Annotated in this window: 11 protein-coding genes and 1 tRNA gene; 4 read left to right on the top strand and 8 right to left on the bottom strand. The window is 67.0% G+C overall.

All coding sequences use genetic code 11. The annotated features are described in order from the left end of the window. Positions 1 to 82 precede the first annotated feature (82 nt). On the top strand, positions 83 to 1198 hold the full coding sequence (locus BAU06_RS05685) for a calcium:cation antiporter (RefSeq protein ID WP_066345394.1): 1116 nt from the start codon (positions 83 to 85) through the stop codon (positions 1196 to 1198). A 42-nt stretch (positions 1199 to 1240) separates the two neighbouring features. On the opposite strand, the gene BAU06_RS05680 is transcribed toward BAU06_RS05685, so the two are convergent. Then, positions 1241 to 1912 (bottom strand): RraA family protein, encoded by a 672-nt coding sequence (locus BAU06_RS05680; RefSeq protein ID WP_066345393.1) that lies wholly within the window; start codon positions 1910 to 1912, stop codon positions 1241 to 1243. A gap of 331 nt (positions 1913 to 2243) precedes the next feature. On the opposite strand from BAU06_RS05680, the gene BAU06_RS05675 reads away from it, so the two are divergent. After that, complete coding sequence (locus tag BAU06_RS05675) at positions 2244 to 3098, top strand: oxidoreductase (protein ID WP_066345392.1); 855 nt, start codon at positions 2244 to 2246, stop codon at positions 3096 to 3098. Between the two features lie 109 nt (positions 3099 to 3207). On the opposite strand, the gene BAU06_RS05670 is transcribed toward BAU06_RS05675, so the two are convergent. Both BAU06_RS05670 and BAU06_RS05665 read right to left on the bottom strand, forming a co-directional pair. After that, positions 3208 to 4167, bottom strand: a complete 960-nt coding sequence (locus BAU06_RS05670) for a LysR family transcriptional regulator (RefSeq protein ID WP_066345391.1) — start codon at positions 4165 to 4167, stop codon at positions 3208 to 3210. A 108-nt stretch (positions 4168 to 4275) separates the two neighbouring features. Continuing rightward, positions 4276 to 5676, bottom strand: coding sequence for an amidase (locus BAU06_RS05665; protein WP_066345390.1), 1401 nt, complete (start codon positions 5674 to 5676; stop codon positions 4276 to 4278). A gap of 258 nt (positions 5677 to 5934) precedes the next feature. On the opposite strand from BAU06_RS05665, the gene BAU06_RS05660 reads away from it, so the two are divergent. After that, positions 5935 to 6008: transfer RNA gene (locus BAU06_RS05660), tRNA-Cys, on the top strand. Positions 6009 to 6087: 79 nt separating this feature from the next. Here BAU06_RS05660 and BAU06_RS05655 read toward each other — a convergent pair. From BAU06_RS05655 to BAU06_RS05640, 4 genes are all read right to left on the bottom strand, one after another. Continuing rightward, positions 6088 to 6435, bottom strand: a complete 348-nt coding sequence (locus tag BAU06_RS05655) for a helix-turn-helix domain-containing protein (RefSeq protein WP_231934003.1) — start codon at positions 6433 to 6435, stop codon at positions 6088 to 6090. 43 nt (positions 6436 to 6478) lie between these two features. Continuing rightward, positions 6479 to 7966 (bottom strand): cytochrome-c peroxidase, encoded by a 1488-nt coding sequence (locus tag BAU06_RS05650; protein WP_066345382.1) that lies wholly within the window; start codon positions 7964 to 7966, stop codon positions 6479 to 6481. Positions 7967 to 8043: 77 nt separating this feature from the next. Then, complete coding sequence (locus tag BAU06_RS05645) at positions 8044 to 10332, bottom strand: alkaline phosphatase family protein (protein WP_066345381.1); 2289 nt, start codon at positions 10330 to 10332, stop codon at positions 8044 to 8046. A gap of 40 nt (positions 10333 to 10372) precedes the next feature. Then, positions 10373 to 12388: an alkaline phosphatase D family protein gene (locus BAU06_RS05640; RefSeq protein WP_066345380.1), complete on the bottom strand. Its 2016-nt coding sequence runs from the start codon at positions 12386 to 12388 to the stop codon at positions 10373 to 10375. A gap of 324 nt (positions 12389 to 12712) precedes the next feature. Between BAU06_RS05640 and BAU06_RS05635 the strand changes: the two genes are divergently transcribed. Next, positions 12713 to 13516 carry a 2OG-Fe(II) oxygenase gene (locus tag BAU06_RS05635; RefSeq protein ID WP_066358167.1) on the top strand — a complete coding sequence of 268 codons (804 nt, stop codon included), beginning with the start codon at positions 12713 to 12715 and terminating at the stop codon, positions 13514 to 13516. Between the two features lie 224 nt (positions 13517 to 13740). Here BAU06_RS05635 and BAU06_RS26500 read toward each other — a convergent pair whose 3' ends face one another. Then, positions 13741 to 14151 (bottom strand): hypothetical protein, encoded by a 411-nt coding sequence (locus BAU06_RS26500; RefSeq protein ID WP_066345374.1) that lies wholly within the window; start codon positions 14149 to 14151, stop codon positions 13741 to 13743. Positions 14152 to 14230 lie beyond the last annotated feature (79 nt).

Below are 14230 nucleotides of genomic sequence, written 5' to 3'. Positions count from 1 at the left end.
GCCGTATCCCGATGTATGGTTCCTGGCGGCGCATACAGTGCGATACATTCCCCTGGAGCCGATTTCACGGGCGGGAACGAATATGCAAGCGAATACCCCTGTACGATCCATGCCGATATCGGCCTGGGCCTATCCCCTGCTGGCGCTGGCCTTCTATTTCGTGGCGGCGGCCTACGGCTTCGCGACGCCCTTCGTTCCCGGGTTGGGCAACGGCGCCATCGCGGTCCTGATGATCGTGGTGCTGTTCGGCGCCATCTTCGCGGCCGTCTACCACGCGGAGGTGATCGCCCACGTGACCGGCGAACCCTATGGAACGCTGGTTCTCACGGCGGCGGTGACGGTGATCGAAGTCGCGCTGATCGCGTCCATCATGATTTCCGATCCGGCCGGCAGCCCTGAACTGGCCCGCGACACGGTGTACGCCGTGGTCATGGTGGTCTGTACCGGGCTGGCCGGCGCCTGCATCCTGGGCGGCAGCCTGCGATTCCGCGAGCAGCGCTATGTCAGTACGGGGGCTTCGGCCTATCTCGCGGTACTGATCGTGCTGGCCACCTTGACGCTGGTCCTGCCCAATTACACGCAGAGTGCCAGCGGGCCTTCCTATTCCAGCGAGCAGCTGGCCTTCGTCGCCGTCATGACCCTGCTGCTATATGCCGCTTTCCTGTATATCCAGACGGTGCGGCACCGCGAGTATTTCGTGGTGCTGGCCGAGGACGATGCCGAGCATCCTTCACCCATCGGCGGGCGCCGGCTGGCGGCCAGCATCGTGCTGCTGCTGGTGGCGCTGGCCGCCGTGGTGCTGCTGTCCAAGACATTCGCCAATGTGGTCGAATACGGCCGCCAGGCCATCGATGCGCCGCCCGCGGTCACCGGGCTGGTCGTGGCGCTACTGGTGCTGATGCCGGAAGGCATCTCGGCCTACCAATCGGCCCGGCGCGACGAGCTGCAGAAAGCCATCAACCTGGCGTTGGGCTCCTCGCTGGCCACCATAGGACTGACCTTTCCGGCCGTGTCGGTACTTAGCCTGGTCCTGCACAAGCCCCTGGTCCTGGGGCTGGATCCCGGCGAAACGGTGCTGATGACGCTGACCCTGGTCGTCAGCCTGCTGACCCTGGCCAGCGGTCGCACGAATGTGCTTTACGGTTTCATCCACCTGGTGATTTTCGGCACATTCGTCTTCATGACCTTCATGCCTTGAGCGCCATGCGCCCCGGTATGAATTTCCGCGGGAAGCGCCGGCTTATTTCGTGACGCAGCCCAGGGCCTTCAGGCGCGCGTCGATCCAGCCGGTGTCGTGCTTGCCGGCCGCGATGTTGGCGAAGGTCTGTTCTTCCGCGGCGTGCTTGGCCTTGGCGGCCTCGTACACGGCCTGCGCCTGGTCGTAGGGAATGCACAGCAGGCCGTCGTCGTCGCCGACGATCAGGTCGCCCGGCTCGATGGCCATGCCGTCCAGCGCGATGGTGCAATTGATTTCGCCGGGGCCATCCTTGTAGGGACCGCGATGCGTGACGCCGGCCGCGAACACCGGGAAGTCGCCACGGCGCAGCGCGGCCGCATCGCGGATGGACCCGTTGATCACGATGCCGCCCAGCTTGCGCGACTTGGCGTAGGTCACCATGATCTCGCCGATGATGGCATTGGTCAGGTCGCCGCCGGCGTCCACCACGATCACGTCGCCCGGCTGGGCCAGGTCCAGCGCCTTGTGCACCATCAGGTTGTCGCCCGGCCGCGTGCGCACGGTCAGGGCCGGCCCCGCCATGAAAGAGCCGTCATGCATGGGACGCAGGCGCGGGCCGCCGGCCGTCATGCGCGACATCACGTCGCTGATATTCGCCACCGGCAGGCCGACATATTTGGCGACGATGTCGGCGGCGACGGCGCGACGGCGTGCATGGATTTCGAAACCGATCATGGGGTGTTCTCCGTGTAGCTCGTGCAGTAACAGGGTGGGACCGCCGGCCGGCATTCCATGCGCCGGGGCGCGGGAAGGCCGGCGATGCGGCACCAGGCCGCCACTCGGCGCGTCGCCGACATCGTAATCGAGACAAGCTTGCGACGGACTGGCGGCCAGGCCGGCCGGCAGGATGCCGCGGCCGCGATTGACAAGTTCCGCTTGTCAATCAAGTCAGCGTTTCGTGGCTAGGCCGGCAGGGGCGGGACGCCTAAAGTGGCATCCAACGCGGCACCGCACATCGATTCCCCGGCACCCGCGCCCCTTCCATCCCGCCTATCGGAGCACTGCCATGACGACTTCCTCCACCTCCTTCAAACGCGTGTGGTTCATCACGGGCGCGGCCCGCGGCCTGGGCGCGCTGATCGCCGACGCGGCGCTGGCCGACGGCAATGCCGTGGTCGTCGCCGGCCGCAACCTGGCCGCGCTGGCCCAACGGTTCGGCGATGCGCCCAATGTCCTGCCCGTCCAATTGGATGTGACCGACGAAACCCAGGCCCGCGCCGCCGCCAGCGCCGCGATCGCGCGCTTCGGCCGCATCGATGTCCTGATCAACAACGCCGGCTTCGGCCTGCTGGGCGCCGTGGAGGAAGCCGACGACGCCGACGTGCGCCGGATGTACGACACCAACGTCTTCGGACTGCTGAACGTAACGCGCGCCGTCCTGCCCCATATGCGGGAACGGAAGGCGGGCCATATCCTCAATATTTCCTCCATCGGCGGCTACCGCGGCGCCGCGGGCTTCGGCGTGTACTGCTCCACCAAGTTCGCCGTGGAAGGCCTGACCGAAGCGCTGCATGACGAGCTCGCGCCCCTGGGCATCCATGCCACCGTGGTCGAGCCCGGCTACTTCCGCACGGACTTCCTGGACGCCTCGTCCCTGGTGAAATCGCCCACGGTGATCGGCGACTACGCGGAAACCGCCGGCAAGGTGCGCGAACGTGCCGCGCAGATCAATCATGAGCAGCCCGGCGACCCGCGGCGCCTGGCCACGGCGATGGTCAGGCTGGTGGACGCCGATCGCCCGCCGCTGCGCATGCCCTTCGGCACCGACACCCTGGCCGCCATCGAGGCGAAGAATGCCTACGTCGCGGAGGAAACCGCCGCCTGGCGCGAGCTTGCCGCCTCCACGGACTTTCCGCGATAAGCCAGGGTACCGGGTCCTGCGCCCGCGGATCGGCGATGAGGTCGCCGTAGCGCGCGCGCAGGAAGGCCCTTCGGCGATGACCGCCACGTCGCCGTTGCGGCCCAGCCCCCTATCGGCCCTGGCGCCGCTTGCGCGCCGGCTTGCCGGCGCGCAGCTCTTCTTCGTTCAGGTGCCATTCCGTGCTGGCCTGCAGGCGCTCCATCATGAAATCGATGAACAGGCGGACGCGCAGCGGCATATGGGTGCGGCGGGCATAACACAGGTACATGGCGATGCGCTGCACGGTATGCGGCAACAGGAGCGGCACCAGTTGTCCCGCGCGGATCAGCGGCACCGCGGTGAAACTGCCCAGTTGCCCGATTCCCAGGCCTGCCGCCACCGCGCGTGTTTCCAGTTCGGGATCGTTCATGCAGAGCGCGGGCGGCACGTCGCGGTAGACGATTTCTTCGCCGACCTGGAATTCCCAGGGCGCCACCTTGCCCGTATTGGGCTGCAGATAGCCGGTGCAGCGATGCGTGGCCAGATCGTCGATGGTCGCCGGGGCGCCATGCCGGGCAAGGTAGTCCGGCGCGGCACAGACGATCAACTGGATGGGCAGCACCCGGCGCGCGACGATGCGGCCGTCGGGCTGCTGGCCGGCGCGAAACCCCACGTCGATACGCTCGGCCACCCAGTCCTGGAAGCGGTCTTCCAGCTGGATATCCAGGTGCACGTCAGGATGCTCGCGCGCGAAGGTCTCGAACAGCGGCCACAGCACGGTATTGCCCAGGGCGCGGGGAGCGGTGACGCGCAAGGGCCCGCTCGCCCGATCGGCGTGGCGGGCGCTGTGCATGACATCGGTCAAGGCCTGCAGCGGCGGCTGCACGGACTCCAGGAAGCGGCGCCCCTCGTCCGTCAGGCTGATCTGCCGCGTGGTCCGGTGGAACAGGCGGATGCCCAGATGCTTTTCCAGCTGCGCCACGGCCAGGCTGGCGGCCTGCGGTGTGACGCCCTGTTCGATGGCGGCCTTGCGCAGGCTGCCCAGCGTCGCCGTCCTGACGAACAGCGAAATAGCGCGGATTTCGTTCACCGGGTCCCCTTGTCTTGCCGCCGGCGGCGGCTTCGATGCGTCGCGCCCGGCGCCGGGACGGGCGGTGCCCCGCGCGCGGCCCGCCGCGCGATTCGACGCCGCATACGGTCAATCCAGGCCCACGGGCCGGCGCGCGCGCCAGGGCGTGGCCTGCTCGTAGGCATAGGCGGCGCGCAGGATCACCGGTTCGTCCATGCCGCGCCCGGCGAACTGCACCGACAGCGGCAGACCCGTCTCGGTAAAGCCGGACGGCACGGCCACCGAACACATATCGAGCAGGTTGGCCATGCGATTCAAGCGCGCCAGCGTGGAGGTCGCCTGGTCGGCCTCTTGCACGGGAATCGCCGGCAGAGGGGTGGTAGGCAGCAGCAGGAAATCCGTACCCACCATCGCCGCCATCATTTCCGCCTTGGCGCGCTCCCTGGCCCGCAGCAGATCGATGTATTCGGCGGCGCCGATGCCCCGTCCCGCCAGTATGCGGCGCCGCACGTAGGGATCCACCTGCAGGTCATCGCGTTCGCCGATGGCGCGCAGGGCGGCATAGCCTTCGGCCGCCATGATCCCTCCCGCCATGGTCATGGCATCGGTGGAGCCCCGCGGCAGGGGCCGCCGCACCACGCGCGCGCCCAGGGTGCGCAGCGTCTCCAGTGCCTGCTCGTAGGCGGCCAGCACGGCATCGTCGATGCCGGCCCGTTCTTCGTCGGGCATCGCCCAGACCCGCATGCCGTCGACACCGTCGCGCAGCCCCGGCAGCACCGACCGCGCGGGCGCATGGCGCGTGGAAGCATCCAGCGGATCGGGCCCGGCGATGGCGTCCAGCATCAGCGCGGCATCGGTGACGGTATGCGTCATCGGCCCCACGGTGTCCAGCGTGGCGCTGAGCGGCATCAGGCCATCGCGGCTGACCAGACCCACCGTGGTCTTCAGGCCCACCAGGCCGCACATGGATGCCGGAATGCGCACCGAACCGCCCGTGTCCGTGCCGATAGCGGCACAGGCCAGACCGGCCGCCACCGCCACGCCCGAGCCGCTGCTGGATCCGCCCGGCACCCGGTGGACCTGCATATCCCAGGGGTTGCGCGGCGTGCCGAACGACGCGTTGGTCCCCCACCCGCCGAAGGCGAACTCCACCGTCTGGGTCTTGCCCAGCACGATCGCGCCGGCGGCTTGCAGCTTCCGGACCACGGTGGCCGTGCGGTCCGGGATGCGCGGCGGCATGGATTTGGAGCCGCAGGTCACCGGCCGTCCGGCGATATCGAACAGGTCCTTGATGGCGACCGTGATCCCATGCAGGGGTCCCAGCACCACGCCGGCCGCCCGCAAGGCATCGGCTGCCTTCGCCGCGGCCAAGGCCGAATCGGCATAGACGTCCATATAGGCGTTCAGCGCGGGATCGTGCCGCTGGATGCGATCCAGCCGCAGCCGGACGAGCGCCTCGCTCGTCAGGGCGCCGCTTTGCAGATCGCGGCCAGTCTGTTCAAGAGAGGCGTAGGCGTCGACAGAACTCATGGAGGCTCCGGACCGGGACTGATGTGACGCGACATCGTAACCCGGCGATGGCCGCCGCCAGGACCGTGGCACGCCCGCGGCCGGCAGGTGAAGACACGCCGCGGCAGCGGGGCGCTGTCGCGACGGGCGCGGCCCGAATCCGCCCCCGTGCAATCCCGTCCAGGATGATGATAGAATGCTGGGCTTCACTCCGGCGACCGGTACATTTCGCTCGAACGGGGAGAGTTGGTCAACAAGTTGGCCAAACAAGGCAACACAGGCGCAATGGCAGAGTGGTTATGCAGCGGATTGCAAATCCGTGTACGTCGGTTCGATTCCGGCTTGCGCCTCCAGGAATTACGCGGCTCTCCCGACGGAGGGCCGTTTTTCGTTGTAGCGCCGTCCGGGGGAAATCTGGGCAGCGCGCCGAGCTCATAACCCGGAGGTCGCCGGTTCAAGCCCGGCCCCCGCAACCATGACTTGTCCGTCTATCTGATCATAGAGAATGCCCATTGCGTCAGCGATGCGCTGCTTGGTGGCCTTCTTAGGCTTGGCTCCAGTGGCTTCCATGGCCAGATAGCTGGGCTGACGGATACCGACGCGCTGGGCCATTTCGTTTTGGGTGATGCCGAGGTATTCGCGCCAAGCGCGGATGAGGCTGCAGTCGTTCTTGAAGGACAGCTGGACCACTTCATGGGGGATCGTTCCATCCGCAGGGATGCGGGGATTAACGGGGCGATCCTTCTGGGTGAGTTCGAGGTATTCAGCGTAAGGAAGCACGACAAACGCCGGCTTCCCATCGGATTCGATAATGGTGGATTCCTCAACCCACGCAGGCCTTCTGCGCCGGGGTGGGCGGCGCGTTGGGCCGGTAGTCGTCGGTCAGCGTGTTCAGGAAACAGATCAGGTCGTGCACGTCCTGTTCCGACATCGGCGGCCTGGACCCGGCCGGACGGCCGTCCAGCGGCATTTGGGTGTCGATATTGCCCCAATACTGCCGGGGCAGGTCGTTGTACTTCTGCACCGTGCCCGTGCCCTTCGCATACTGCGTGGTGATCAGCCCATAGGCCGGATAGCCCGGGTCGTAGCCGGGATCGCCCGGCTTGAGCACCTTGCCGCCCACCGTCGGATACCACAGCTCCGGATTCGTATCGCGGGTGTTGTAGAAGCGGATCGCCTGTTCCAGCGTATGGATGACCCCATTGTGGAAGAAGGCCTGCCGCACGGCCACATTGCGCAGCGTCGGGGCCTTGAACATGCCGCAGAACCGGCTGGGCTTGCCGTCCTCCGCCAGGGCGTGGTCCGGCCGTTCCGGCCCGCACAGCCCCATGTCGAAACGCCCGGGATCCTTGTCGTTGGCCGGGATGTCGTTGCGGTTCGCCTGGGGGGCCGTGGCGTGCAGGTCATTGCGCGGCACGCCGATGGCCTCATAGGAAAAGTCCGTGAACAGGGCGCTGCTGCCGCGGAAACCGGCGCCCTGGTAATGGCAGGAAGCGCAGTTCCCGGTATTCGGGTCGGCAAAGACGCGCAAGCCGCGCAGCTCGGCAAGAGTCAGCTCGCCGCCTTTTTTGTTCGACGTGTACATGTCGAACTTGCTGTTGTAGGGCCGGAAGCTGATGTCCTCCAGCTGGAAGGCCTGCAAGGCCGCCGTGACGGCATGGAAGGCGGTGGCCGTATCGTCGAAGACGTGTTCGCCGAAGGCCTGGCGCAACAGCGGCGCATAGCCGGCCACGCGGACCTTGGCGACGACTTCCGCGGCCGAGGCGTTGGCCATCTCGACCGGATCCAGCAGCGGCCCCCTGGCCTGTTCGGCGTGGTCCGCGGCGCGGCCATCCCAGTCCAGGCCGCCGCCCGGCCCGGGCACGCTGATGGCATCGGGATTGTCCAGCAGATCGGAATACGGCGGCGTCTTGTCCTTGTAGCGCAGCGAGGGCACGGCCCGCACGCCGTGCTGCGTCATCGCGACGCCGCCCAACTGCGCGGCCAGGTCATTGGGCGGGCCGTAGGCGAAGCGCGGATCGTGGCAGGTCGCGCATGCGACCTTGCGCGATCCCGAGATATCGCGGTCGAAGAACAGCTTCTGGCCGGCCTGGGCCGCCAGGCTCAACGGCTTCTGCCGTATCACCGGGTTGTGCCACACGTCACCAGGCGTGGCGTCGCCAGCCGTGGCGTCCTGCCCGGCGGCTACCGGCACGGCGGCCGCGGCCACCGACAAGACCGGTCCACGCTGTTCATCGCGAGCCGCGATAGCAAGGCCCGCGGCCATCGCCATCGCGAGCAGGCCGACGCCGGCCATCGAACGCTTGCGCATGCGGAAGATCCTTTGATGCGAAAAAATCGTGCCGACCGGACGCCCAGGCCGGGCCGGCACCCTTGGGCGGACTTGCCCTACTTCACGGCCCACACGCTGACCTGCGTCTTGTCGGGACCGATCTGCGGCGGCGTGGCGGCATCCGTCGATTGCTTCTGCCGGTAGGTGGCAGGAATCACATAGGCGTGGTTCATGGGGCGCACGGAGTCGAAATGCGTGTCCCCGCTGTTGGCGAACTCCGGAAGCATTTGCAGGTGCTCGGCGATGAACTTCTCGGTGTACTTGGCGCGGTTCAGGTACGAGGCATCGACCGCCGGATCGGCCACCTGGAACATGTCCTGCATGGTCCGCACGAAGGAGAAATGGCTGTACGCATCGCTATCGACCACGCCCTTGGGCGCCTGGGGCTGGTTGGTCACGATCAGGAAGATCGAATTGCCATGGCCGTGATTGCCCTCGGTGTAGTTGGCGATGGACGTATCCGGCGCGAAGCTGCCGTCCGGCCCCTGCTTCAGCGGCAGCGACACCGTGCTGTTGCTGACGTTCCAGCCGCAGCAGGAATTGAAGCCGCTGCTCGCGGTGGCCTCGTCGAACATGATCACGATGGCGGATCGCCGCTGGGTGTTCTTCCACAGCGAGGATGCCTGGATTTTCCTGATGATGGCGTCGACGTAGTTGTCGCCGCGCGTGATGATGGCGTTGCCGCTGCAATCCGACGCGGGCACGCCGCCGGCCGTGTTTACCGTGGTGCTGTGCATGTCGTCGCACTGGTCGGGAATCAGGAAGTTCAGTTGGCCGACGTCGCCGCTTTCCAGGTCCTTGCCCAGCTGGTCCACTTCATAGTTGGCCGGCACGGCATACTTGGTGCCGTTGGCCATGTTGGCGTCGAACTGGCCGCCGCCCAGCGTGCGGTTGCTGAAGAAAAAGTCCGGCAGCAGGCGCGCGTCCTGGAAGGCCATCGGCGGGCTGTGCTTGGTCCGGTACAGGTTGCCGGGCATGGGTATGGTCCCGTTCGACGGGATGGGCGTGGGATTGTTGCCGATGCCGTTCGGATAAGCATTGTCGATACCCGTGATCGCGCTGTCGGCCACGCTGTCGGTACGCGGGTCCTGGCCCGGGTTCATGCTCTCGCCGTACACGCGCCAGGTCATGCCGGCGTTCTCCAGCGCCGTGAACATATTAGGCCCGCTGATATTGTGGTTGGTGCCGCCGCAGTTCCCGCCCGTGGGATTGAACGGCGAGGCAGCCAGCCCCGGCTTGTCCGCGGTGGGCAGCGGATCCTTGGGCGCGTTGGCGCCGATGGCGTCGCAATTCCATTGGGAATCGTCGGTGATGCCGAAATCGTCGCCGCCGCCGACGGCCGTGTAGTTCGGCTCGCTGGGCTGGCCGGTCGAGAAGTAATTCGTCAGCTGGTTGTAGTCTTTCAGGTACTTGGCGATCTTGGGCGCGTAGGGCTGGTTCAGGATGGTATTGGAGCCCTTGTTCTCCAGGAACAGCACGAACAAATGGTCGTAGCGCGGGATGCCTTCCACGTTGAAGGCCGCCTGTTGGGCCTGCAGGAAGGTAATGGGCTTGCGCGTTTCGGGCGTGGTGGCGGTGTCCGGGGTGACGTTGATCTTGTCGGTCAGTTCAGGATCGCCGCCGGCCACGGCGAGCGCGTCCGGATACAGGTCGCCGCGATCCAGCTTGCTGGTCGCGTAGGTGTAGCGGTTGCTCAACTGGTTGGTCTCGTACAGCAGCGCGGTGCGCGTGGCGCCCTGGGCGGCGTGGACGTCGGCGATCACATCGGCGGGCTGCACATTCAGGCGCGTGGCCAGGTTGGCCTTCTCCGCCGCATAGCTGCTGCCGGCGTCCTCTACCATGCGCTGGATCTCGCTGGACATGGGGCTGATGACGATCTTGCCCGCGCCCTGGTCGGAGATCTCCTCGGCGGACACGCGCAAGGCCATGCGCCGGGCGACCTTTGCGCCGCTGGCGGTATTGGTGGCGTCCGTGCCGATGTCGGCCAGCAGCGGCGAAATGGCGGCGGTCTTCAGCGTAAACGCCCCATTGGCGTCCGTGACCGCGGGGTTTTCGGCGGCATCGCACTTGCCGTTGCCGTTGGCGTCGATACAGACCTTGGCATTCTGGAAGTAGGCCGCGTCGATGGTCGGGTTCGTCTTGCTGCCCGGCACGTAGTTCGAACCGGTGACCACGCCCTGCATCGTCATGGTCGGCGGCGTATCGTTGCTGGACGAGGCCGGCGGCGAAGACGAATCGTCGTCGCCGCCGCCGCAGCCGGCCAGCACCAGCGAGGCGGCGATCACGGTCAAGGAGGCGTACAACGGCGCGCGGCGCGCGCGGGCGGAATGCTTGGATGGCGTCATGATTCTTGTCCTCTTGGACAGGCGTAAGGGAATGATGGGTTCAGGCGGACACGGTGACGGCGGCAACGCCGGTATCGACCGTCACCGTCGTCGTGCCCGCCACGGTGGGCGCGGCGGGCAGCTCGCCATTGACCAGCGGCTTCATCTTGTTGAACCGGCAGGTCAGCTTGTCCGCGGTCAGGGTCACCACGGCATATCCCTGCGCATCGGTATCGACATACTTCAGCCAGGCGTTATTCGAGGACATGGTGCCGTTGAGCTTGTTGGTCACGTTCTGGTAGACGAGCGGCTGCAGGCCGGCCAGCTCGGGCACCGCATGGATCTCGTCCACATAGAACTTGAACAGCGAGGTGCTGGACACGCCGGCGGTCACCAGGTCGACCATCACCGGCATCGGGGTGGCGGCGTCGAAGTCGTCCATGACGGCGCCGGCGAAGAAGGCGTGGATATCGCCCGTCAGCGCCACCACGTTGGGGATGGTGTTGTCCCGCAGGAAAGCCATCATGTCCTTGCGTTCGCTGTTGTAGCCGTCCCACTGGTCGGCATCGAACAGGATCACATTCAGGAAGGACACCGGCGGCAGCATCGCGTTGATCGCCGCCACCGAGGCGTTGACCAGCGCCACGCCGAACACGCCGTCGAACAGCGCGTGAATATGGCTGAAGGCGCCAGGCAGCGTGCCGGATGCCTTGATCGCCGCGATGTCCAGGCGCACGGCCGGCAGGATGGCGCTGTCGCGCAGCGGCGCCAGGTCCTCCGCGTCCGTCGCCACGATGGCGTCGGTGACCAGCTGGGACACCGCTTCCAGCCCGTCGACCTGCATGCGCAAGAGCGATACCTCGTTGCCCCACAGGCGCCAGGCGGTCTTGGACTTGCTGCCCAGCATCTGGTCCTTCCACCACGCGAGCTGCGTGGCCCCCAGCATGGATTGCGTACCGCCGGCGCCGATCTTGGCCTGCTCCGCGGCGGCCAGCGTATCGCGCCCGACCAGGTAGCGGCTGCCCAGGAAGCCGCCCGTGACGGACTCGGGAATGACGTGGTCGTCGCGGTACAGGCGTTCGTCGGTCATCACCAGGGTGGCCAGCGTACCGAAGGTAAAAGCGCGGTAAATCTGGATGTTTTCGAAGGAAGGATTGTTCAGGTCCAGCGTGACGTCGGCGGGCATGAATTCGAACCATGCCTGGTTGGCGCTGCGCCGGCGCGCGACCTGCTCGGTCTGGTCGTCGGTGGGCGTGTAGGTCTGGCGGTCCTGCCAGGAGTCGTCGGAGAACTCGTGGTCGTCCCAGATGGCGATCACGGGAAAGCGGGCATGCAGCGCCTGCAGGCGCGGATCGGAACGATAGCTTTTGTACAGCGCGCGATAGTCGTTGACCGTGGTGGCGTAGACCGACCCGTCGGCCATTCCAGTGCCGTTCGGCAGCGCCAGCGCCGCATGGGCCTTCTCGGTCTGGCCGATCAACACATGGGCGGGCAAGGTTTCGTAGATGTAGTCGCCCACGTGGACGACGAAGTCCAGGTCTTCCTTCACCAGTTCGTCGAACGCGGCCCAGTGGTTCGCGTTCCAGTCCTGACAGGAGATGAAGGCGAACTTCAGCTGCGCGACGCCGGCGCCTTCCGCCGGCGCGGTCTTGGTGCGGCCCGCCGTGCTGTTCGCGGTGCCCGCGATGAAGCGGTAGAAATAGGTCGTGGCGGGGTTCAGGCCCATGACCTTGTGGCGCACGGTGTAGTCCCAGGAAGGATCCGCCTCGATCGCGTCATTGACCAGCAGGTTGGTGAAGCCCTCGTCCGTGGCGACCTGCACGGTCAGTTTGACAGGATCGGCGCCGTTGGCGCCGTCCACGCGCGTCCATAGCACGACGCTGTCCGGCTTGGGATCGCCGGAGGCCACGCCCTGCGCGAAGGAGACGTTCGTCGCGGGCGGGTTGCCGGCGGCGGGATCGCTGGCGGCTGCGTCATCGTCATCGTCGCTGCCGCCCCCACAGGCCGTCAGCGTGCCGGCCATGGCAACGGATACGGTTATAAAGCTGCCCCACTTCAAAAAGTCGCGACGGTCCATGTGCACCAATGTCTGGTTGATTGAGGCAGCCTGGTCCCGTGGGTCGCAGCACCGCCGATGATTTGGGTGCGGCATTACCCCATAGGCAAATTGCGCGATCTTTACAGAAAAGTACACATGCGGATGACACTGACATATTCCGTTCAGTCGGTGGAAAGCAAGCGGTCACGGCCGAGTCAAATTGGGGAACACGGGCCGGGCCCGAGCGATACCGGCGGCCCCGCGAACCTGGGCCGGCCGAGCGGCGCGCATCGGCATGGGTCCCCATTACGCGCGCGATCGGGCTACATCGATTGACATATGGGCGGCATACGCTGCGCGTCCATGGCTATCACCATCGATTTCCCGAATCCGCTGCGCGATTGGATCGCGCGAAACCTCGGACGCGGCGTCGCCGCGCCGGACATCGTGTCCGAACTGATCGCGCAGCGGACGCCACCCGAGCTGGCCGCCGCCATGGTCGGCGCTGTCGCGCATGCGCTGGCGCATGGCACGCCGCTGGCCGATGGCAAGCTGATACTGGACCCGCACGAGCATGGCGCCGGCGCACCGTACCGCGCCGGCGCCATGCGCCTGCCGTCCGGGCCCAGGATCCTCGCGCACGACCGCGAGATATGCGTACTGGCGCGCATGGCGCGGCCCAGCACGGCGATCCTGGCGGACGTGCTGGATGCGGAGGAATGCCTGGGCATGTTTTTCCGTCCCGGCGAAACGCCCCTGATCGAGCGCATCGAACGGCGTATCGCCTGCCTGACCGGCTTGCCGATGGACCATGGCGAAGGACTGCAGATCCTGCGCTACCCCACGGGAGCGGAAAACACCCCGCACTTCGACTATCTGATGCCCACGAACGCGGCGAATCGGGATTCGCTGGCACGCAGCGGGCAGCGCGTCTGCACCCTTATCATGTATCTCAACGAAGTGCCCGCGGGTGGGGAGACGACATTCCCGGAATCGGGATGGACCATCGTGCCACGGCGCGGCCACGCCTTGTATTTCGAGTACGGCAACGCGGCGGGGCAGACCGACCCTGCCTCGCTGCACGCGGGCGCGCCGGTACGGGCGGGGGAAAAATGGATCGCCACCAAATGGCTGCGCAGCCGCAAGTTCATGCCGCGCGGCGGATGACGAAAGCGCGCGCACGCCGCGATCGCGGCGTGCGCGGTGGCGTGAAGGACGGCTTCCCGCCGGAAACCGCCAGCGAAGCACCGCAATCCGGTCCCCCCACGGAGACCGCCGCGGCCAACGCCCGAACCTGTCGATGCACTGTCGCGCGGCCTGGCGCCCGTCCGGGGCAGGCGGCGCATTCCGGCGCGCCCGGGACATGCCGATCCTGGCGGCCCGCGGGCGCCTCAATGCCCCCTGCGGTTGTCCTTGTTGCCGCGAGTCCCGGCCGTGCCGCCCGCGGGGTCGCCGATGGACCCGGGCGCACCTTTGCTGCCTTGCACCGTGCCCTGTCCGGGTGAAGGCGGAGCAACCGATGTCGGGGGCGGCACCGCCCCGGGCGCGGGAGCGGACGTGGCGGGCTGGCGGGCATTGGGCCCCAGGCTGGAGGGCGGGCCGGACTTCGACCCGGGCACCGGCTGGTCCAGGCCCGTCCCGGCGGGCTGGTTGCCCGGCATGAGGGGGCGGGAGCTGCCCGAAGAAGAACGCTGGTCGGCCGCCTGCACACCGGACACGGCCCACGGCGCGATGGCAAGCGCGATGGCGGCGGCAATGTAGAGCAGCAGGGCAACCAGCGGATGTTTCCTGTTCCTTTTCACGGTCTGACTCCATTCGGGGCGCAACGGCGCGGCACGCTTGCGGCACGTTGCGTGTCCGTGGCCCGCAACCACCGTTCCC

This window comes from Bordetella bronchialis (assembly GCF_001676705.1).
Classification (GTDB): domain Bacteria; phylum Pseudomonadota; class Gammaproteobacteria; order Burkholderiales; family Burkholderiaceae_B; genus Bordetella_C; species Bordetella_C bronchialis.
This window is presented reverse-complemented; position numbering and strand designations above follow the sequence as displayed.

What these genes read in the sequence shown, in the direction of transcription:
- BAU06_RS05685 (WP_066345394.1), top strand. Translation starts at nt 83, where the DNA reads ATGCAAGCGAATACCCCTGTACGATCCATGCCGATATCGGCCTGGGCC.
- BAU06_RS05680 (WP_066345393.1), bottom strand. Translation starts at nt 1,912, where the DNA reads ATGATCGGTTTCGAAATCCATGCACGCCGTCGCGCCGTCGCCGCCGAC.
- BAU06_RS05675 (WP_066345392.1), top strand. Translation starts at nt 2,244, where the DNA reads ATGACGACTTCCTCCACCTCCTTCAAACGCGTGTGGTTCATCACGGGC.
- BAU06_RS05665 (WP_066345390.1), bottom strand. Translation starts at nt 5,676, where the DNA reads ATGAGTTCTGTCGACGCCTACGCCTCTCTTGAACAGACTGGCCGCGAT.
- BAU06_RS05650 (WP_066345382.1), bottom strand. Translation starts at nt 7,966, where the DNA reads ATGCGCAAGCGTTCGATGGCCGGCGTCGGCCTGCTCGCGATGGCGATG.
- BAU06_RS05645 (WP_066345381.1), bottom strand. Translation starts at nt 10,332, where the DNA reads ATGACGCCATCCAAGCATTCCGCCCGCGCGCGCCGCGCGCCGTTGTAC.
- BAU06_RS05640 (WP_066345380.1), bottom strand. Translation starts at nt 12,388, where the DNA reads ATGGACCGTCGCGACTTTTTGAAGTGGGGCAGCTTTATAACCGTATCC.
- BAU06_RS05635 (WP_066358167.1), top strand. Translation starts at nt 12,713, where the DNA reads ATGGCTATCACCATCGATTTCCCGAATCCGCTGCGCGATTGGATCGCG.